22 protein-coding genes are annotated in these 19285 nt (G+C 72.9%); 8 read left to right on the forward strand and 14 right to left on the reverse strand.

The window, feature by feature from the left end; translation table 11 throughout:
• Nucleotides 1–4: 4 nt before the first annotated feature.
• The 3 genes from ACFZB3_RS21055 to ACFZB3_RS21065 all read right to left on the reverse strand — a co-directional run bounded on the left by ACFZB3_RS21055 (nucleotide 5) and on the right by ACFZB3_RS21065 (nucleotide 1316).
• Entirely contained in the window at nucleotides 5–184 is a 180-nt protein-coding gene (locus ACFZB3_RS21055) for a hypothetical protein (protein ID WP_093504414.1), read from the reverse strand.
• Nucleotides 185–349: 165 nt separating this feature from the next.
• Nucleotides 350–1018, reverse strand: a complete 669-nt coding sequence (locus ACFZB3_RS21060) for a DUF899 family protein (protein WP_391377160.1) — start codon at nucleotides 1016–1018, stop codon at nucleotides 350–352.
• A gap of 55 nt (nucleotides 1019–1073) precedes the next feature.
• A complete protein-coding gene (locus ACFZB3_RS21065) occupies nucleotides 1074–1316 on the reverse strand; it encodes a hypothetical protein (RefSeq protein ID WP_391377870.1) in 243 nt (80 codons plus the stop codon).
• 122 nt (nucleotides 1317–1438) lie between these two features.
• Between ACFZB3_RS21065 and ACFZB3_RS21070 the strand changes: the two genes are divergently transcribed.
• Nucleotides 1439–2395 (forward strand): endonuclease/exonuclease/phosphatase family protein, encoded by a 957-nt coding sequence (locus tag ACFZB3_RS21070; protein ID WP_391377161.1) that lies wholly within the window; start codon nucleotides 1439–1441, stop codon nucleotides 2393–2395.
• A 123-nt stretch (nucleotides 2396–2518) separates the two neighbouring features.
• Entirely contained in the window at nucleotides 2519–3952 is a 1434-nt protein-coding gene (locus tag ACFZB3_RS21075) for an SMI1/KNR4 family protein (protein WP_391377162.1), read from the forward strand.
• Here ACFZB3_RS21075 and ACFZB3_RS21080 read toward each other — a convergent pair whose 3' ends face one another.
• The 3 genes from ACFZB3_RS21080 to ACFZB3_RS21090 all read right to left on the reverse strand — a co-directional run bounded on the left by ACFZB3_RS21080 (nucleotide 3953) and on the right by ACFZB3_RS21090 (nucleotide 7332).
• Entirely contained in the window at nucleotides 3953–5815 is a 1863-nt protein-coding gene (locus ACFZB3_RS21080) for an FUSC family protein (RefSeq protein ID WP_391377163.1), read from the reverse strand.
• Nucleotides 5816–6402: 587 nt separating this feature from the next.
• Nucleotides 6403–7134, reverse strand: a complete 732-nt coding sequence (locus tag ACFZB3_RS21085; protein ID WP_391377164.1) for a hypothetical protein — start codon at nucleotides 7132–7134, stop codon at nucleotides 6403–6405.
• 63 nt (nucleotides 7135–7197) lie between these two features.
• A complete protein-coding gene (locus ACFZB3_RS21090; RefSeq protein WP_391377165.1) occupies nucleotides 7198–7332 on the reverse strand; it encodes a hypothetical protein in 135 nt (44 codons plus the stop codon).
• A gap of 254 nt (nucleotides 7333–7586) precedes the next feature.
• On the opposite strand from ACFZB3_RS21090, the gene ACFZB3_RS21095 reads away from it, so the two are divergent.
• Together ACFZB3_RS21095 and ACFZB3_RS21100 are read left to right on the forward strand one after the other, a co-directional pair.
• Nucleotides 7587–8000: a Rid family hydrolase gene (locus tag ACFZB3_RS21095; RefSeq protein WP_391377166.1), complete on the forward strand. Its 414-nt coding sequence runs from the start codon at nucleotides 7587–7589 to the stop codon at nucleotides 7998–8000.
• Complete coding sequence (locus ACFZB3_RS21100; RefSeq protein ID WP_391377167.1) at nucleotides 7997–8449, forward strand: GNAT family N-acetyltransferase; 453 nt, start codon at nucleotides 7997–7999, stop codon at nucleotides 8447–8449. The genes ACFZB3_RS21095 and ACFZB3_RS21100 overlap by 4 nt, the downstream gene beginning before the upstream one ends.
• A 102-nt stretch (nucleotides 8450–8551) precedes the next feature.
• Here ACFZB3_RS21100 and ACFZB3_RS21105 read toward each other — a convergent pair whose 3' ends face one another.
• A complete protein-coding gene (locus ACFZB3_RS21105) occupies nucleotides 8552–9280 on the reverse strand; it encodes an aspartate/glutamate racemase family protein (RefSeq protein WP_391377168.1) in 729 nt (242 codons plus the stop codon).
• A gap of 5 nt (nucleotides 9281–9285) precedes the next feature.
• Nucleotides 9286–10743: a cytosine permease gene (locus ACFZB3_RS21110; protein WP_391377169.1), complete on the reverse strand. Its 1458-nt coding sequence runs from the start codon at nucleotides 10741–10743 to the stop codon at nucleotides 9286–9288.
• A 138-nt stretch (nucleotides 10744–10881) separates the two neighbouring features.
• Between ACFZB3_RS21110 and ACFZB3_RS21115 the strand changes: the two genes are divergently transcribed.
• Complete coding sequence (locus tag ACFZB3_RS21115; protein WP_391377170.1) at nucleotides 10882–11550, forward strand: FCD domain-containing protein; 669 nt, start codon at nucleotides 10882–10884, stop codon at nucleotides 11548–11550.
• A 144-nt stretch (nucleotides 11551–11694) separates the two neighbouring features.
• Complete coding sequence (locus ACFZB3_RS21120; protein WP_391377171.1) at nucleotides 11695–13173, forward strand: LamG-like jellyroll fold domain-containing protein; 1479 nt, start codon at nucleotides 11695–11697, stop codon at nucleotides 13171–13173.
• A 10-nt stretch (nucleotides 13174–13183) separates the two neighbouring features.
• Here the strand turns inward: ACFZB3_RS21120 and ACFZB3_RS21125 are convergent, their stop codons facing one another.
• Entirely contained in the window at nucleotides 13184–13885 is a 702-nt protein-coding gene (locus tag ACFZB3_RS21125; protein WP_391377172.1) for a uracil-DNA glycosylase family protein, read from the reverse strand.
• A 186-nt stretch (nucleotides 13886–14071) separates the two neighbouring features.
• Here ACFZB3_RS21125 and ACFZB3_RS21130 point away from each other — a divergent pair, with 186 nt between their 5' ends.
• Complete coding sequence (locus ACFZB3_RS21130) at nucleotides 14072–14725, forward strand: S4 domain-containing protein (RefSeq protein WP_391377173.1); 654 nt, start codon at nucleotides 14072–14074, stop codon at nucleotides 14723–14725.
• Between the two features lie 67 nt (nucleotides 14726–14792).
• Here the strand turns inward: ACFZB3_RS21130 and ACFZB3_RS21135 are convergent, their stop codons facing one another.
• On the reverse strand, nucleotides 14793–15482 hold the full coding sequence (locus ACFZB3_RS21135) for a methyltransferase (RefSeq protein WP_391377826.1): 690 nt from the start codon (nucleotides 15480–15482) through the stop codon (nucleotides 14793–14795).
• A 127-nt stretch (nucleotides 15483–15609) separates the two neighbouring features.
• A complete protein-coding gene (locus ACFZB3_RS21140) occupies nucleotides 15610–16524 on the reverse strand; it encodes an acyltransferase domain-containing protein (RefSeq protein WP_391377174.1) in 915 nt (304 codons plus the stop codon).
• Nucleotides 16525–16589: 65 nt separating this feature from the next.
• On the opposite strand from ACFZB3_RS21140, the gene ACFZB3_RS21145 reads away from it, so the two are divergent.
• Nucleotides 16590–16889 (forward strand): DUF6343 family protein, encoded by a 300-nt coding sequence (locus ACFZB3_RS21145; RefSeq protein WP_391377175.1) that lies wholly within the window; start codon nucleotides 16590–16592, stop codon nucleotides 16887–16889.
• A 102-nt stretch (nucleotides 16890–16991) separates the two neighbouring features.
• Here ACFZB3_RS21145 and ACFZB3_RS21150 read toward each other — a convergent pair whose 3' ends face one another.
• From ACFZB3_RS21150 to ACFZB3_RS21160, 3 genes are all read right to left on the reverse strand, one after another.
• Nucleotides 16992–17378: a tetratricopeptide repeat protein gene (locus tag ACFZB3_RS21150; protein ID WP_391377176.1), complete on the reverse strand. Its 387-nt coding sequence runs from the start codon at nucleotides 17376–17378 to the stop codon at nucleotides 16992–16994.
• Nucleotides 17379–17428: 50 nt separating this feature from the next.
• The gene (coaE, locus tag ACFZB3_RS21155) at nucleotides 17429–18061 is read right to left on the reverse strand and encodes a dephospho-CoA kinase (RefSeq protein WP_391377177.1); all 633 of its coding nucleotides are present in this window, start codon (nucleotides 18059–18061) and stop codon (nucleotides 17429–17431) included.
• 111 nt (nucleotides 18062–18172) lie between these two features.
• Entirely contained in the window at nucleotides 18173–19111 is a 939-nt protein-coding gene (locus ACFZB3_RS21160) for a PAC2 family protein (protein ID WP_391377178.1), read from the reverse strand.
• Nucleotides 19112–19285 lie beyond the last annotated feature (174 nt).

Below are 19285 nucleotides of genomic sequence, written 5' to 3' on the forward strand. Positions count from 1 at the left end.
TCGGCTAGCCCTCGACACCGCCGGTGCCGCGCACGATGACCAGGAACGTGTCCGTGGCCAGATCCATCACGACCTCGGCGGGCAGCCCTTCCAGCCGCCGGGCCTGCGCGAACTCCTCCGCAGGCCATGATCCTCGCGGTCCGCCTGCGGGAAAGCGTTCGAGCACGGTTCGCCCGTTCACCATCCTGCACCTCCAGAAATGCGTCGTACCTGTAGGAGTTAACGCTCTGGAGAACGCGAACGGCTCGCCCGGTGACGCTATTGAGACATACCCGACACACCGTCGGCGCGGACGGTGAGGGTCCGTTGACTTTGGGCTGACTTTCGGCCACTTGCGTGACCGGCCGTGTCAGTCTTCGTACTCGTCGTGATAGCGGACGCGTTCACTGCCCTCCGGCAGCCGGCCGAGGGCCGTCAGGTCGAGCAGGGAGGTGGCCGGGCCCAGTCCGTCGAGACCGCGGTCGTACACCGAGTAGGTGTGGAAGACCCGGTCGTGCTCCCGCAGGAAGCAGCTGAGGCCGGGCCGTTCGACCGGTTCGTCGTCCACGACGATGGTGGCCTCGAAGTCGCGGTTGAAGTCGTGGTCGAAGTCGTGGTCGAAGCCGGTGTGACAGGACGAGTACCAGGGCAGCGTCCAGCCCATCCGCGCCTTGAACGGCAGGATCCTGGTGAACGGTGCCCGGGAGACCACCGCGAACGCGGTGCCGCGCGCCCGCAGATGGGCCAGGTGGCCGACCTGGTCCAGGAAGGCGGCGCAGCAGGGGCAGCCGGCCTCCCACTCCGGAGCGAACATGAAGTGGTGGACGACGAGTTGGGGCCGCCCGTCGAAGAGGTCCAGCAGGGTCGCCTTGCCGTCGCCGCCCTCGAAGACGTACTCGGGGTCCACCTCGACCATGGGCAGCCGGCGCCGCTCGGCGCTCAGCGCGTCGCGCGCGCGGGTGAGCGCCTCCTCCCTGCGCAGTAACTCCGCACGCGCGGCGCGCCACCGCTCGCGCGAGACGATCTCCGGAAGCGACATGGACCCTCCTGGACAACGGTCGGTTCCGGGTGGTGACCGCGGGAGTGGAGAGAACTCATCGGCGCGGCCGAAGCTTTTTTTCCGCGGCTCCGGCACCCTCGGGGGCCAGGCGCATGCGCATCAGGACCCGGCCGTCGACGATCGTGGTGCGGACGTCGGCGGCGCGGGCGCTGTGCACCAGGCCGACGGAGCCGGAGCCACAGCCGACGGAGCCGGAGCCGGAGCCGGAGCCACAGCCGGCGGAACCGGAGCCACAGCCGGCGGAACCGGCACCGCGGGCTGCGGGAGCGGAGCTCATCCCCCCAACGTAGGGCACCGTCCTCGGCCCGGGTGAGCCGAACCGCGCATCCGGTCCCGGCACTGTCGCGAGGCGGCCCGGGCGAGCACGCTGGCCGCACCACCTCCTGGAAGGAGCCCGGCATGCTCCTGGGCACCTGGAACCTCGAAAACCTCTACCGGCCCGGCAGCCCCTACGGCCCCAAGGACAAGTCCGCCTACGAGGCGAAGCTCGCCGCCCTCGCCTCCGTGATCGGCCCGCTCGACCCGACCCTGCTCGGCGTCCAGGAGGTCGGTGACCCCGACGCCTTGGCGGACCTCGCCGAACTGCTCGGCCCGAACTGGCGGTTCACCCTCTCCTCGCACCCCGACGGCCGGGGCATCCGGGTCGGCTTCCTGACCCGTGCCGAGCTGACGGTGGCCGCCGACACGGCCGCGTTCCCGGCCGCCCTGCGCCCGGTGCAGACGGACGACTCGGGCGCGACCGCCGCCCAGGCCGGGCGCGGCTTCCTGGCGGTCGCGCTGCAGACCCCGGCCGGACCGCTCACGGTGGCCGTGGCCCATCTCAAGTCCAAGCTCCTGACCTACCCCGGCGACCGCTTCTACCCGCACGACGAGGGGGAACGGGCGCGCTACGGGGCGTACGCCCTCTACCGGCGCGCCGCCGAGGCGACGGCGCTGCGGGCGCTGGCGGACGAACTGCTCGCCGGGCAGGGCACGTCCCGCGACGTCGCGGTCCTCGGCGACCTCAACGACGAGGTGCAGGCGGCCACCACCCAGATCCTGCTCGGCCCGCCCGGCTCCGAACTCGGCACCACCGGCTACGACCACCCGGACAAGGGCGACGCCGTACGGCTGTGGGACATCGCCCCGCGCATACCGGCGGAGCAGCGCTACTCCCGCGTCGACTCCGGGCGGCGCGAACTGATCGACCACATACTCCTCAGCCACCGCCTGGTGCACCGGCTGACGGAGGCGGGCACGGGCCTGCCGGGCACCACCGCACCGCCGGACCTGCCGTCGGTGGGCGAGGATCCGGCGAAGCGGCGCGGGGTCGCGGGTTCGGACCATGCGCCGGTCTGGGCGCGGTTCGCGGACTGAGGCCGGCTGCGGCGCACGCCTCCGGGACACCTGACGGTCTCCGGCGCACCGGGTGACAGTGGCCTCCGCGACAATCGGATCGCACGTCACATCGCCGCCCTCCCCGGACGACTGGAGCCCGCCTTGCCCGCACTGCACGACTTCGCCACCTGGGAGCCCGTGCTGCGGCTGCTGCGTGCCGCCCATCCGGAGCGCCTTGCCGCACCGGGTGGCCAGGTAGTGGGCCGTATCGGCCTGTTCGGCTGGAGTCTGGACCTGCCCCGCCCGACTCCGCCGCCCGGGCGGGCCGCCCAGGTGGAGGACGTGCAGGACGAGTTCGACGCCGTACAGCGGGTGCAGGAGGCACTGGCCGAGGCCGGAGCCGACGACATGGCCTTCGCCGCGGAGATCCGCCGGGACGGGCGGACCGTGCTCCATCTCATCGGCAGCAGCCCCGCCGTGACACCCGGGATCGGGGATCCGCATCCGGGTTCGCTGATCCTGGTCGAGGACGCCGTCCCCGAGCCCTGGCGCCGGCTGCCCGAGCCGATGCCCCATGCGGTGCCGCACCCCTCGGCGGACCCGGAGCTGCTGGAGCGGACGCTGCGCGAGCGGCTCCCCGACGCCGTCGGCGCGACCGGGGCGGAGATCGCGGCGGCGGAGGCCCGGCTCGGCGTCCCGCTGCCCGCGGAGCTCAGGGCGCTGTACCGGGTGACGCGGGCGCACTGGGAGGACGAGGAGAACGGAGAGGACGAGGAGAGAGGCGAGAACGGGGAGAACGGGCAGGACTGGGGCGACGGGGAGGACTCGTACGCCGTCTCCGAGGCGGTCGGCTGCGAGGTCCTCCCGCTGGACGAGGTGTTCCTCGCGGACGCGTCGACCCGTCCGGCCGACTGGCGGTTCGCGGCGAAGGACGCGGTCGTCACCCCGCCGGACGCGGCGGTGCAGGGCCTGGTCGGCTCGCCGGGCTGGATCGTCTTCGGCGACAACGGCGGCGGCGACCTGATCGCGGTGGACCTCACGCCCGGCCCGGCCGGCCACACCGGTCAGATCATCATGATCGGACACGAGGACCACACCGGCGCCGACCTGCTCGCCGGCTCGCTCACCGACCTGGTGGTGAACCTGCCGGAGGACGCACGGCGCGGCGGCCACGCCGGGCACCGGCCACCGGCCGTGGGGTACGTCAACCACGCGAGCATCGGAAGTGTCGAGGAGGCCGCGCACCCCGGCCTGGAGGTGCTGAGCATCGGTGCGGTGGAGGAGGGGCAGCGGTTCGGTCTCGCCCCGGTCGTCGGGCTGCCCCGGCTGCGCACCCTCAGCGCCTACCCCGGTACGCTCGCCGACCCGCTGGAGATCGCGCAGCTCACCGGTCTGGAGTTCCTGGCGCTGAGCCCGGAGGACTGGCGGGTCCTGCTGGACGCGTCGGCGGTTCCGCGCAGCCTCTCGGCGGCCGCCGTCGAGGTGTACGGCGACCGGCCGCCGCTGTCCGTCGTGGCCCTGGCCAACGAGATCCTCGCCCTGTGGAGCCGCCCGCCCATCCCCGTGACGGTGCTGGAGGGCACCTTGGCGCGCTGACTACGCGGCGACCGGCATCCGCGGCACCGCGACCCCGAGCCGCTGCCCACCGCGCTCCAGCTCCCCTGCCAGGTCTTCGAGTTGCCGGGTGTGCCGGTCGGTCAGCCGTCCCGTCTCGTCGAGGTGCACGGCACACGCGGTGGTCGTGTCCACGAGCCGTTCGAGTACGGCGGCCACCGCGTCCGTGCCCTCGGTGTGCCGGGCCAGGGCGGGGAGTTCGGCGGCGCCGAGGGCGATGGCGGCCCGGGCCTCGGCGAGGGTGCGGTAGGCCTCGCGGCGCAGGGCCCAGCGTTCGCCGCGGTCGCCGGAGCCGCTCAGGACGTGGTCGAGATAGGCGTGCGCGGCCCGCCCGGCCGACGCGAGCCGGGCGCGTACCCCGCCGCCCCGCCGTCCCGGCATCGGCAGATGGCCGACGACCAGCACGAGCGCGCAGGCCAGCAGCGTCTCGCCGATCCGGCTGAGGGAGGCCTGCGGTTCGCCGCCGACCATGACCAGGGCGAGCACGAGGACGGTGACGACGGCGGTCTGGGCGCCGAAGTGCCGGGTGGACAGCGGGATCACCGCTCCGCAGACGGCGACCAGTGCGACGAGTCCCTCGGGCCGGGGCAGCACGGCGGCGAGGCCGGCGAAGACGAGGGCGCCGAGCACGGTGCCCGCGGCCCGGCACAGCACCCGGGAGGCGAGCGGCCCGAGGTCGGGCTTGACGAGGAAGACGGCGGTGGCGGGCAGCCAGTACCAGTGCTGGTGCTCGCCGTACCAGCGGGCGTGGTGCAGGGCCTGGGCGATGGCGGCGCTGGCCCCGAAGCAGAGGGCGACCCGCAGCCCGTACTCCCGCCCGCCGCCGCCGAGCGCGGCGCGCACGATGTCGACGGCGGTTCGGCGCCGAGCGGGCGGCCGCTGCCCGCCGCCCTCGGGTTCGGCCCGGTCGAAGGCCTCCGCGGCGTGCAGCAGGGCGTCGTCGAGGGCGCGCAGCGCGGGCGCGGACCGCGAGGGTGCGGGCAGCGGCCCGGTGCCGCCGCCCGCCCGGACGGCGACGGCGAGCCGCCGGGGCCCCTCGGCCGCCCGTGCGGATATCGGCTCCCCGGCCCAGGCGAGGGCGGTGGCCGCCTCGGCGAGGGGCAGGGCGGCGGCGTACTGCGCGTGCAGCCGGCGTTCGGCGGCGGAACTGGCGTACCGCCGCAGCCGGGGCCCGGTGAGCGCGTCCTGGGCGTGGTCGAGCGCGGCGGTGAGGGCGGCACGTCCGGGGCCGGCGGCCTCGCCGCCCACCGCGTCGAGCAGGTCGGCGACGGCGTCGTACACGGCGGCGACGGCGTCCCGCTCCCCGTCGAAGCGGAAGTCACCGGCGATCGCGCCGGGGGTGGGCAGGGCGAGGCGGAGCACGACCAGCCACCCGGCGCCCGCGAGAAAGGCGAGGGCCCGCTGCCAGCCCGCCTCGGCGACCGGCATCCCGGCGCCGATGGCGGCGGCGACCAGCAGCTGGGTCCCGGCCCCGGAGGCGACGGGCCCGACGGCGCTCATGCCGCCGGCGACCAGCCCGAGCGCGATGAGCAGCAGGGTCAGGGGCACGGCGGTCAGGTGTTCCCCGCCGTACGTGCCGACGAGCAGCCCGAGCGCCCCGGCCGCCGCGGGCGCCCCGAGCCGCCGGACGGCGGAGCGTCGGCTGCCAGGGCGGTCGTTGATCCCGGCGAGCATGGCAGCGATGGCGGCGACGACGCCGAGCGAGGTGCGGTGCAGCAGGACCGCGGCGAGCAGCAGCGGCCCAGCGGCCAGCGCCCCTCTCGTCACGGCGCTCCAGGACACGGGCCCGCGCTGGGCGCGCAGGGCGTGGGCGAGCCAGGGCGGCAGAGCGATGCGACGGGACACGGGGCTCCTGTCCGGACGAGGGCGGGGTGTGCCTTCGGGCGACGGTGGCCGGGCTGCTGGCTTGTGCGTCCCACGGTAGATCGTGTTCCGGTACGGAAAGGTGCGTTCGCATTTCGTGGGTGTGACAAGTGCCCCGGAGAGCCGCGTTCTTTATGAACGCAATTCCCTGCGGGGCCGATTCGGGGCGGAACGCGAGCGGGCCCGAGGGCGTAGCCTGCCCCCGGGCCCCGGAATGCCACCCATCTTCACACGCCGGCACACTTGAGGACCCGGGTCAGTCGTAAGGTCGTCGCGTCCTTCCTTTGGACCACCACGCATCGAGCTGCGCGGGCAGGACTTGAACCTGCATTTCGACGAACTGGGGCCCGGGCCCGGTCGATCCGGCGATCGGCGGCGAATGCTGAGTCTGGAGCGAGAGTCTGAGATTCAACGCGGTCCGCCCGATGTGCACGGCGTGCACGGCGTGCGTGGTGTGCACTGTGCGCACAGTGCGCACTGTGGATACGACCGCTCTTCACGACAAGGCTCAGCTTCAGCTTTGCGCTCCTCGCGCACCCCGGCCACTGGGGCCGGGGAGTCTGGGAAGGCTATCCGAAGAGATAGCCGAACACGGCGTCCCCGACCCGCTGGTCGACGACGTCGGCGCCGTTCGCCTCCTCACGGGCGAACTTGACGGCCTGCTGCAACTTCTCGACCCGGTCGAGGAGTTCGTTGACCCGCCGGGCGGGCAGCGCACCCGAGAACTTCACGGTGGTCCAGTACCCCACCGGTACGTCCTCGTAGTACACCTCGACCTGGGCCGGATGCTTCTCGGTGGCCTCGGCCTTCACATGGTTGCGGGGCACCTTCCTGGTGCGCAGGGTCCGCACCGGCTCGGTCTTCCAGGCGTCGGTGGAGGGGTCCTGCAGCCACGACTCGGAGGCGTCGAGAACAGGCAGCTTCCGTACGAACGTCTGGAGATCGACGAGCTGCTTCTCCAGGAACAGCAGGTAGGCGACGGGCACGCCGGCGACCAGCACCCGCCCGTCCACCTTCACATCGGCCCTGGCCTCGCAGTTGGCCCAGTCCTTGGTGGCGGTCACGTCGAAGAGCCGGGTCAGCGTGGCCGAGGTCTCCCGCAGCACGTCCTCGGCCTTGACCTGGACCCGCGTGGACTCGGGCGGCAACTGCTCGCCCTCCTCGTCCTTCGGCTGGTACGTCCGCGAGATACCGGCCAGCAACGCGGGCTTCTGCAGCCCGTGATGCGCCGACGTCAGGTCCTGATGAGCCTTGGACTTGATGCCCTTCTCGACCGCGATGATCTGATTGAGTTTCGCCACGTGAGGGACGGTAGCAGCGGCAACTGGCGTGTTCCCAGGCATTTTTCGAGCAGCCCAATTACGTCACGCAAAGCCGAACAGCAGCTCGTCCTCATTCACGGCCAGGGCCAACTCACCGGATTCCGGCCGCAATCCGCCGAGGATGTCGGCAACTCCCCGCAGCCCGGCTCGCTCCAGCAGCCGCTTCTCGTTCGTCACCCATTCCCCGGCGGGCAGCGAGCACGGCATGACAGGTCCGGAGGGCGGCCGGGTCGAACCGGCCCCGGTGGTAGACGGCCGGATCCCAGTCGCTGCCGGGGCGGTGGGTGCCCTGGGCACGGGAGCCGGCGGGTGGGGAGTCCGTACGGCGGTCTGGCCGCCCGCTGGCAGCCGCCCGGGGAAATTCAGGTGCGGCCGCCCCTCGCGAGCGCGGATGATCGACCGGTTGTCCGTCTTTCATTCCAGGAGCCCCCGTGATCCAGCGTGTCACCGCCCCGGCTCTCTTCCCGCCGCCGGGCTACTCGCACGTCTCCGTCGTCGAGGCCGGCACGAAGCTCGCGTTCCTCGCCGGTTCCGTTCCGCTGGACGACGAGGGGAAGCTCGTCGGCGAGGGGGATCCGCCGCGGCAGGCCGAGCGGGTGATCGCCAACCTGCGGGAGCAACTCCGCTCGGTCGGCAGCGACCTGGAGTACGTGCTGGCGACGGACGTGTACGTCGTGAGCAGTGAGCCCGCGGTGCTGTCCGGCGTCTGGGAGGTCGTCGAGGCCTCCGGGCTCAGCGCCGGGCCGCACTCGTCGACGCTGGTCGGGGTCGCCTGTCTGGGCTACACCGGGCAGCTGGTGGAGATCACGGCGACGGCCGTCGTGCCCGAGGGGGCGCGGGGGTGAACGCCGAGGTCGTACTGCGCCGCGCCGCCGGGCCGGATGCCGCCGGGGTCGCCGATGTCTGGCTGCGGTCGTTCGGCGCCGCCCTGCCCACGGTCGTCCGGCCGCGCTCGGACGACGAGGTGCGCGCGTACATCCGGGACGTCGTGGTGCCGGCGCGCGAGACCTGGGTCGCGGAGACGGGCGGTCGCGTCGTGGGCATGATGGTGCTCGCGGAGGATCTGCTGTCCCAGCTGTACCTGGCCCCGGAGTGGCGCGGGCGCGGTATCGGCGACCGGTTCGTCGCACTGGCCAAGGAGCGCTCCCCGTCGGGGCTGACGCTCTGGACGTTCCAGGTCAACAAGCCCGCGCACCGGTTCTACGAGCGGCACGGCTTCGTCGCCGTCGAGCACACGGACGGAAGCGGGAACGAGGAGCGGGAGCCGGACGTGCGGTACGTGTGGCGGCCCTGAGCCGGTCCCGGTCCCGGCTCCGGCTCCGGCTCCGGCTCCGGCTCCGGCTCCGGCTCCGGCTCCGGCTCCGGCTCCGGCTCCGGCTCCGGGAGGACGCTCGCGCTACGGCCGCCCCGGCGCGGCCCCCCACACCCGGCTCTTCGCCAGCGGCTTCCGGTAGCTGCCCGCCCGGCTGGTCGTGAGTCCGAGCGCCACCAGCGACTCGGCCAGCTTCACCGCCGCGCCGACCCCGTCGACCACCGGAACGCCGAGCTTCTCCCCCACCACCCGCTGCAGCCCCGTCATCCCGGCGCAGCCGAGGACCAGGACCTCGGCGCCGGCGTCCCGGACCCGCTCGGCCGCCGCGAGGAACGCGGCCTCCGTGCGCCCGGGGTCACCGGCGAGGTCCAGGACGCCGAGTCCGGTTCCGGCGACGGCGACGCAGTTGCGGGCCACCCCGGCGGTCTCCAGGCTGTCCTCGATCTGCCCGCGCGACCGGTCCAGGGTGGTGACGACGCCGTAGCGGCGACCCAGCAGACAGGCCAGGTGGGCCGCGGCCTCGGTGATGTCGACGACGGGCACGTCCACCAGTTCCCGCACGCCCTCGCGCCCGTGCTCGCCGAATCCGGCCATGACCACCGCGTCGTACGGCGGACCGGCGTACGTCCGCAGCGCGTCCAGGACCGCCGCAGCCGACAGGTAGCTGTCCAGCCAGCCCTCCGCCGACTCGGGCCCCCAGTGCGGGGTCAGCCCGGTCACGGCGGTGCCCGGGCCTGCGGCGGCCCGGGCACCTCGTACGATCTCCTCGGTCATCTCCTGCGTGGTGTTGCAGTTGGTGACGACGATCCGCACGTCCTTCAGACCTCCTCGGTCACGGGGGCTCGATCGCCGCGGCACAGCGCCAGGTAGAGGCCCGCGGCCAGCGCCGTGCCGATGAACCAGGAGTACGGCGCCACGTCGCTGAACGTCTTCACCAGCGCGAGCACGGCCGCGACCGCCGCCGAGGGCAGGAACGCCCACAGGGCCTTGGGGTTGACGCCCTTGCGGTAGTGGTACGGGGAGCCGGGGGCCGCGTCGAAGAGCTGCTGGACGTCCACCTTGCCGCGCTTGATCACGTAGTAGTCGACCATGATCACGCCGAACAGCGGGCCCAGGAAGGCACCGAGGCCGCCGAGGAAGTAGTTGACGACGGTGGGGTTGGAGAAGAGGTTCCAGGGCGTGACGACCAGGGCCGCCACCGTGCTGATCATGCCGCCGACCCTGAAACTGATCTTCTGCGGCCAGACGTTGGCCAGGTCGTACGCCGGTGAGACGAAGTTGGCGACGATGTTGACGCCCATCGTGGCGACCGCGAAGGTCAGCGCCGCCACCACCAGGACCCAGGTGTTGCCGACCTTGGCGACCAGTTCGGCCGGATCGGTGATGGCCTCGCCGAAGACCTCCAGGGAGCCGGCCGTGACGATCACGGAGACGACCACGAAGGCGGTGGAGTTGACCGGCAGGCCCCAGAAGTTGCCGCGGCGGACGGTGCGGTAGTCGGGCGCGAAGCGCGAGAAGTCGCAGAAGTTGAGCATCAGGGTGCCGTAGGTGGCGAGGATCAGGCCGATCGCGCCGAACCACTGCCGCCACTGCTCGCCGACCGGGACCGGGTGCGGGGTGGAGGTGAGCGAGATGGTCCAGTGGGCCTTGGCCAGGATCCAGACCGCGAGGGCGATCATCACCAGCCAGATCGCCGGGCCGCAGAAGTCCTGGAACCTGCGGATCGTCTCCATGCCCCGGCTGATGATCGCCGCCTGGATCAGCCAGAGCGAGACGAAGGAGATCCAGCCGAGCGTGTCCAGGCCGAGGAAGGAGCTCTCCGTCAGGGACTTCAGCCCCGGCCAGGCGGCCAGCAGCATCACGTTGACGGCGACGGACGCCAGGTAGGTCTGGATGCCGTACCACATGATGGCGATCACGGCCCTGATCAGCGCCGGGATGTTGGCGCCCCAGACGCCGAAGCTGATCCGGCTGACCACCGGGAACGGCACGCCGTGCCGCTGGCCGATCTTCCCCATCCAGTTCATGCCGATGTAGATGAGCACGAAGCCGGCGAGGAGGGAGGTGAAGACCTGCCAGACGTTCATGCCGAGGACCAGCAGGCCGGCGGCGAAGGTGTAGTTGCCGAGGTTGTGGACGTCGGACATCCACATGGCGAAGAGGTCGAAGACCTTCCAGTTCCGCCGCTCGGCGGGGGCCAGGTCTTCGTTGGTGAGCCGGGGGTCGGGGACGAACACGGTTGCGCCGGTGGCTTCGGCGCGGTCGGCGAGGGACACGGGGCCTCCAGGGAACCAACCGGTGTACCAGCTTTTGGTATACCAAACTGCGGTCATGGTGCTCCCGTCAAGCGTTCCGACCGATGTCCGTCCCGTTACGGCTCCGTAAAAGCCCCCGGGGTCGGCGAAAATGACCTCATGGGCTCCCCCACCACGAAGATCGAACCCCTGGGCGCGGTGCGCGAGCGCGTCCTCGCGACCCTGCGGCAGGACATCATCGCGGGGCGCCTCGGCCCCGGTGACCGGCTGGTGGAACGGGAGCTCGCCGAGCGGTTCGGGGTGTCCCGGGTACCGGTCCGGGAGGCGATCCGGGCCCTGGTCGCCGAGGGCTTCGTCCTCTTCGAGTCGGCCCGCCGCACGGTCGTCCGCCGGCTGACCCCGACCGACGTCAAGGAACTCTTCGAACTGCGCGAGGCGTTGGAGGTGTACGCGGCCGGGCTGGCGGCGGCGCGGGCGACCCCGGAGGCACTGGCCGAGCTGCGGGAGCTGCTCGGCCGGGCGGCCGCCGCGACCGAGGCGGGCGACGCCGAGACCATCACCGACATCAACACCCGTTTCCACGACCGGATCCTGGCCCTGGCCGGCAACAGCCTGCTCATCTCGGTCATGGAACCGGTCGACGGCCGGCTGCGCTGGCTCACCCGGCGGAACGAGGAGTGGCCCCAGCTCCTCACCGAACACCGCGAGCTGTACGACGCCATCGCCTCCGGCGACCCGGACCGCGCCCGCGCCCGCGCACTCGGCCACGTCCAGGCCAACTACCGGTCGACGGTGCGGCACCTGTTCGGCGAGGACACCGGCGACTGACCGGGGAATCCGGCCGCCCGGCGGTCGTCCACAGGACGATCGGCGACAGTGATCCACAGGAACACCAGTTCGCACAGGGATCTCCTAGAGTTCTCCTCGCCAGTGCAGATCGAGACGGTTCCGAACGGACCGGACGGGGAGGGCATGACCATGGTGAGCAGGCGGGGGCTGTTGAGCGGGGCCGCGCTGGTGGGGATGGGCGCGGTGGCCGGCATGACGGCGGGTACGGGGACCGCCGCCGCCGACGAGCCGCTGGACACGCCGTTCACCCCGGTCGCCGCGCCGCATCTGGCCGAGGCCGAGCAGCTGGTGCGGTACCAGCGGCTGCTGGCGGCCGGCTATCTGCCGACCGGACTGGCCGGGCACTGGCCGCTGGACGGCTCGGGCGCCGACCGCTCCGGACTGGACCACCCGGTCGCCCCGGGCCCGGGAGCGAGCTGGACCGGTCTGCGGGCGGGCGGCGAACTGAGCTTCGACGGCACCGCCGGTGCTTACGCCGCCACCGCCTCCGTCCTGGACACCACGGCACCGTTCACGGTCACGGCCTGGGTCCGGCTGGCCGACGACGCCGTGCTCACGAACATGTACACGGCCGTGAGCCAGGACGGCGGCGGCGTCAGCCGCTTCCTCCTGCAGTACGACGACACGGCCGGGACCTGGGCGTTCAAGGTGCGCAGCGAGGACCAGAGCACCAAGGTCTCGGCGCTCGCCGCCGCCCCGGTGACGAAGACGGGAGTCTGGACCCACCTGGCAGGCGTCTGGGACGGCACCCGCGTCCGGCTCTACGTCGACGGCGTCCTGGAAGGCAGTGCCGACACCGCCCTGTCCTGGGCCGCCACCCAGGGTTTCAACATCGGCCGGGCCCGCTGGGACGGCGGCTACGTGAACCGCTTCAAGGGCGCGGTCGACGACGTCCGCGCCTACGGCCGTGCCCTCGACGCCGCCGAGATCGCCCTGGTCAGCGGGCGCACGGCACGCGCGAACAACGTCTATCTGCTGGACACGCCGGCGACCGTGGCCTGGGGCCGCCCGGACGACCTCGCCGGCTGGGTGGCCCGGGCCCGCTGCTCGTCCTTCGTCACCGCGCTGCTGAAGCACACCTACGGCTGGGCCACGGACGCGTATTTCCTCCAGTACTTCCAGGAGAAGGGCCCGGAGGCCGCCGACTACTGCTCGGCGTTCCGCGACAACACCGCCGGCCCGCGCTTCCGCCGCATCCGCAAGGTCACCGACCTGCGGCCGGGCGATCTGATCGCCGTCGACTACAGCGGGCAGGACGCGGCGAACACCGGGCACATCGTGCTGGTCCGCGAGGTCAAGGGCGTCTTCAGCGGGGTCGCCGACTTCACCGGCGAGACCCAGTACGCCGTCGAGATCGTCGACTGCACCTCCGACCCGCACGGCGTCTACGGCCTCAGCAACTACCCCCGCTACCCGGACACCCGCATGGTCAGCAACGTGGACGGCGAGAGCTTCCAGGGCGTCGGCATCGGCCACATGATGTTCTACGCCTCCGACGCCACCGGCGAGTTCTCCCGGTACCGCTGGAGCGTCAACTCCTCCGCTTCCACCGGCACCCACACGGTGGACGACCGCCCCGTGGCGGCCGCCCGGATCGTCTGAGCGCGGCCCCTCACTCCAGTCCGGCCGCCTCCGCCGCCGTCCGCAGCACGTCGCGGAGCATCTCGGGGGTGAGGCGGCCGGTGAAGGTGTTCCGCTGGCTGACATGGAAGCAGCCGAAGAGGTCCAGCCCGCCGAGGCCGACCCGGGCGCCATGGGCGAAGGCCGGGCGGGGCCGCGGCACGGTCCAGCCCGCCTCCGCGAACGCCGGCAGCGCGGCCTGCCAGCCGAAGGCGCCGAGTACGACGGCTGCGCGCAGCGTCGGCCGCAGCAGCGTCAGCTCCTCGACCAGCCAGTGGCGGCAGGCGTCACGCTCCGCGGGGGTCGGCTTGTTGGCGGGCGGGGCGCAGTGCACGGGTGCGGTGATGCGCACGCCGGACAGCTCCAGGCCGTCGTCGGCGCTCACCGAGGTCGGCTGCGAGGCGAGCCCGACGTCGTACAGCGCCTGGTACAGCACGTCGCCGGAACGGTCACCGGTGAACATCCGGCCGGTGCGGTTGCCGCCGTGCGCGGCCGGGGCGAGGCCGATGATCAGCAGCCGGGCATCGGCGGGCCCGAACCCGGGGACGGGTCGGCCCCAGTACGTCCAGTCGGCGAACGCGGCCCGCTTGGTACGCGCCACGTCCTCCCGCCAGGCGACCAGGCGGGGACAGGCACGGCAGCCGCTGACGCACTGGTCGAGGTGGGCGAGCCGGGTGAGGGGGGTGCGGTTCACGCTTCAACGGTAGGGCTGCCGGTCCGGCCGGCGGAGGCGGAAGACAGGCGGAGGCGGAAGAGGGACGGACGCAGCGAGGGCGAGGTCGGCCGGAGCGGCTCGGGCCCCCGCACCGCTCCGGGGTGCGGTTGTGGGCGTCGGCACAACGGTTCCGTCGATGTCGGCTCGGAGAGCTAAGGTCGGGGCATGGCTTCTGAGGATGCGGACGACGGCAGGGAGCACGCGAGCAGCGAGGAAGCCGGGGCCCCCGCAGCCGAGGCCCCCGCCACCCCGGCTCCCGACCCCGCCGCGATCGCCGCAGCCGTCGCCGCGGCTGAGGCTGCGGGCCCCGCTCCTGGTGAGAACGTGCGGATCGACAGCTGGGTCTGGGCCGTCCGCCTGATCAAGACCCGCTCCATGGGAGCCACCGCCTGCCGTGGCGGACACGTCCAGGTGAACGGCGAGCGGGTCAAGCCCGCCCACTCCGTGCGCGTCGGCGACGAGGTGCGGCTGCGCCACGAGGGGCGGGAGCGGGTCGTCATCGTGAAGCGGCTGATCCGCAAGCGGGTCGGTGCCCCGGTGGCCGCCGTGTGCTACATCGACAACTCACCGCCGCCCCCGCCCCGCGAGGCCTTCGCCCCCATCGGCATGCGCGACCGCGGAGCGGGCCGACCCACCAAGCGCGACCGCCGCGAGCTGGAACGACTGCGCGGCCTCGGCGGCATGGGCGGCACCGGTGGGACGGGCGGCATGGGCGGCGCAGGTGCGGCCGGTACGGGTGGGGCCGGTATGGGCGGGGCTGGTACGGGTGGGATGGGCTCGGCGGGCCGGCCGAGTCGTGGACGTCCCGGCGGACGGTGATCCGCCCGGCCCGCCCCACCGTGTCCGGCCCGGCCAGGCGCCCCGGCGCCACCGCCGCCCGGCGGGGTCACCCGAGCCGGGCCGCCGGTACCGCCCTCACCCATATCCCGTCCTCGGTCAGATACTCCGCCACCTCCAGTCCCGACTCCGCGAGCGCCTCCTCGAACTGTTCCCGGGTGAGCGGCCGGGCCAGGAAGGTCTGGGTCCAGGTGGCGTCCGGGAACTCGTACTCCGAGCGCACCGAGTTCACCCCGTCCCCGACCGGCTCGACGGACAGGATCCGGACGGTGTAGCCGCCGGGGTCGACCCGCTCCCGCGGCACCCTCGTGTGGTAGTCCGCGCCCTCGCGCTGGATGAGCACGCAGCCGCCGTCCGCCACGTGCGCCACGCAGGCGCGCAGCATGGCCCGGCGCTCCTCCACGTCCCCGGTGTGCACCAGGAACGACGCGAGCATCACCACGTCGAACTTCTCGCCCAGGTCGAGCCCTTCGATGGTGCTGCGTATCGTGCGCGCCCCGCGCACGCGCGCCAGCATCTCCGCCGACTCGTCCACCGCCGTGACCGTGAACCCGCGCTCCAGGAGCGGGTGCGTCATGCGCCCCACGCCGCTGCCCAGCTCCAGGATGCTGGCGCCGGCCGGGACCGCCGCCTCGATGATGTCCGGCTCGGCGCCGACGGTCAGGCGCGAGTAGAGCTCGACCGCGCAGCCGTCCGGGGTGATCGCTCCGGGACCCGTTCCCTCGTGCCCCTCACGCATTTCAATCGTCATGCCCGAACAACGGCCGGTCGCCGCACCGCCGTTCCCGACCCTCGACGGTTCACTCGTTCGAGCAGTTCGAAAGCTCGCCGGGAACTTTCCTACGCATAGGCCCGGTTGACGCCCGTCACTGGTCCCACGGGAACCAGCCGTGCCCGACGTACCAGTGGCCGCCCGCCCGCAGATGGTCGCCGACCACCCGCTCCACCGACGTCCGCCGGGGCAGGTCCGGCACCGGCAGGTCCGGGTCGCCGAAGACGAAGCCGACCGGTGTGGTGTCGGCCGGTTCCCGGTCCTCCCATCCTGGCCGGAACCGCTCCTGGAAACGGACGATGTTGGAGTCCGCCGGGAGGTACCGGCGCAACTGCGGGTCGAGCAGCCAGGAGTGACAGGTCGCGACGGCGTGCGGCTCCTCGGGGAAGTGCCGCGCGAAGAACTCCCGCGCATGGTCCAGGGAGCGGTCGCAGGCGACCGGGGAGAGCGGCCCGAGGAAGTCGGGGATGTGCAGGTCCAGGGCGGGCTCACCGCCGGTCACCTCGGTACCGGCCGATCCGATCGCCTGTGCCGTGCGCTCGCCGAGTGCCGTCCGCTCGTACTGCAGCCGTCCCAGCTGGTAGAGCCGCCCGCAGAAGTGCCGGGTGAGCCAGTGCGCCTGGCGCGCGCCCAGCCCTCCCCTGCCGTACCGCCGGCGGTGCAGTGCCATGCCGCGGCCGAGGTCGGCGAGCGTGTGGCGGGAGACGTCGTCGGGGATGCCGCGCGCCCGGTGCACCGCGCGGACGTGCGGCACCGCCGCGAGGAAGACGTACACGAGGAAGTACTCGCCCAGGGCGGCCGGGGCCTGGGCGGCCCGGTCACCGAGCCCTGTCGGGTCGTCCACCTCCCGGACTACACCGGTCACGTCCTCGGCGCCCTCCTCCAGCAGCCGCCGCACCCCGGGGTCGGCGGTCACGGCCCGCCGCAGTGCCACCACCTCGTTGATGTCCTCGTGCGGCACGGCGAGGTCGAGGAGCAGGTCGGGCAAGTCGGCGGTGTCCGGCAGCACGGCGGGGTCCCCCTTGGTGAACGTCCGGTCGAGGAGTACGTTGCAGACAGGAGCGGTGATCCGGGATGCGTACGGGCAGTGAACCGGCGACCGCCCGCAGCGCACTGCGGGCGCGGTTGTGGCTGAGCCTGTGGGGGCTGGCCTGGGCCATCTTCGGCACCGCGGCGTTCGCGCTGGTCGGGCGCCCCGGCTGGGCTGCCGCCTGCGGGGTGCTGTGGCTGGTGGCCACCGTCGACCTGACCATGATCCTCAGGCACATCCGGCAGGGCCCGCACTACCAGCCGGGCCGCGATGTGCCGCCGTACCCGCCCGCGGACACCCGGCCGCCGCCGTTCCGGCGCCCGCCGCAGCACGGTCACCCGTGAGAAAGCGTCCGGACACGCTCCGTCGGCCCACGCGCCGCGGGCTCACACGCTGTCCGCCCACGCGCCGCGGGCTCACGCTCCGGCGGCTCGCACACTGTGGGCTCATGTGCCGCTGTCGAAGCGGGCCGCCTTCAGGTACTCCGGGTTCGGGTCCAGGGCGGCCGCCAGCCGGAAGTGGCGTATCGCGAGGTCGGCGCGGCCCTGGCGCTGGTAGGTGCGGGCGAGCGCGAAGTGGGCGAACGCGTTGTCCGGCTCCCGCTCCAGGACGATGGTGAACTCCAGCTCGGCGGGGCGCAGTTGCGCGGCGGCGAAGAAGGCACGCGCGCGCAGCAGCCGGGCGGCGGTGTTCTCGGGATGCGCTCCGATCACTCCGTCGAGCAGCTTCACCGCACCCCGCGGGTCCCGTGCGTTGAGCAGCTGCTCGGCGGCACGGAAGTCGATGACATGCGTCTCCGGAGTACGTCCGGTCGAACCGCTGGTCTCGGGCACGGCAAAGTCCTTCCCTCACTGAAGCGGTTCAACGCCCGGACGGGTGCCCGCTATTTCGAAGACGCATTCCGCTCGCCCGAACCTGACGCCTGCGCGCGGCGCACCAGGTCGGCCCACACCTCCCCGACGCGCTGCCGGAGCGCGTCCAGGGGGACGTCGTTGTCGATCACGACGTCCGCGATCTCCAGGCGCTTCTCGCGCGTGGCCTGCGCGGCCATGCGGGCGCGGGCGTCCTCCTCGGTCATCCCCCGCAGCCGTGTCAGCCGGTCCAGCTGGGTCTCCGGGGCGGCGTCCACGACGACCACGACGTCGTAGAGCTGCGCGAGGCCGTTCTCGGCGAGGAGCGGGACGTCGTGGACCACCACGGCGTCGTCGGCGGCCGCGCTCTCCAGCTCGCGGGAGCGGACTCCTACCAGGGGGTGCACGATCGAGTTCAGCACGGCGAGTCTCGCGGGGTCGGCGAAGACGATCGAGCCGAGCTTCGGCCGGTCCAGGCTGCCGTCGGCGGCCAGTACCTCCGGTCCGAAGGCCTCGGCCACGGCGGCCAGACCGGGCGTCCCGGGCGCGACGACCTCACGCGCGATGCGGTCCGCGTCGATCAGCACCGCGCCGTGCCCGACGAGCAGCCGCGACACCTCGCTCTTGCCGGCGCCGATGCCGCCGGTGAGGCCAACTTTCAGCATGCCCCGAAGCTTAGGCCCTGCCACCGACACCGGCCGGGACGGGGCCCGGTCGCCGTCGCCCCCGCCGGGACGGCGAGCCCCGGCCGGGGCGCGGTCACGTGCGGCCGGGCCTCAGTTGTCGCCCTCCCGCTCCGCGAGGAAGCGCTCGAACTCAAGGCCGATCTCGTCCGCCGAGGGGATCTCCACCGGCTCGGCGAGCATGTTGCCGCGGGTCTCGGCGCCCGCGGCCGCGTCGTACTGGTGCTCAAGGCCCTGCACGAGGGCGGTGAGCTCCTCGTCGCCCTCCTGGATCTGGCTGTCGATCTCCGTCTGGGTGCGGTGCGCGTCCGTGCGCAACGCGTGGGCGATGCCCGGAAGGACCAGGCCGGTGCCCGCCGTGACGGCCTCCAGGACGGTCAGGGCGGCGTCCGGGTAGGGCGAGCGGGCGATGTAGTGCGGCACGTGCGCGGCGACGCCCAGGACGTCGTGGCCGGCCTCCATGAGGCGGAATTCGAGCAGCGACTCGGCGCTGCCGGGCACCTGGGCCTCGTCGAAGGGGCTGCGGTGTCCGGGGACCAGGTCGGTGCGGTTGCCGTGCGGGGTGAGACCGACGGGGCGGGTGTGCGGGACGCCCATCGGGATGCCGTGGAAGTTCACGGATAGCCGGACGCCGAGCCGCTCCACGATCTGCTGCACGGCGGCGGCGAAGCGCTCCCACTCGACGTCGGGCTCCGGGCCGGACAGCAGCAGGAAGGGGGCGCCGGTGGCGTCCTGGACCAGGCGGACCTCGATGCTGGGCTCCTCGTACTCGGTCCAGCGGTCCCGCTTGAAGGTCAGCAGCGGGCGGCGCGCCCGGTAGTCCACGAGCCGGTCGTGGTCGAAGCGGGCGACGACCTGGTGGGGCAGCGAGTCGAGGAGCCGGTCGACGATCTGGTCGCCGGTCTCACCCGCGTCGATGTATCCGTCGAAGTGGTAGAGCATGACAAGACCTGCCGACTCCTGGGCCAGCGCCATGTCGACGACCGCCAGCCCCTTCGGCTCCCATGCGTACAAACCCTGCGGATCAAGCACTGTGACCGCTCCTCCTCGTGTTCGTACCCATCAACGCGGCACTGACCACAGGCATTCCCGCCGGAACCCCGAACAGACGCCTCTCACCGCCTTCTCATGCCGGAAGTCCCATGCCGGAAGTCCCATGCCGGAAGGGGGTGCACGCGCGCGTGCGTCCGTCCTGACCGGACGCGG

Source organism: Streptomyces sp. NPDC008092 (assembly GCF_042957285.1).
GTDB lineage: Bacteria > Actinomycetota > Actinomycetes > Streptomycetales > Streptomycetaceae > Streptomyces.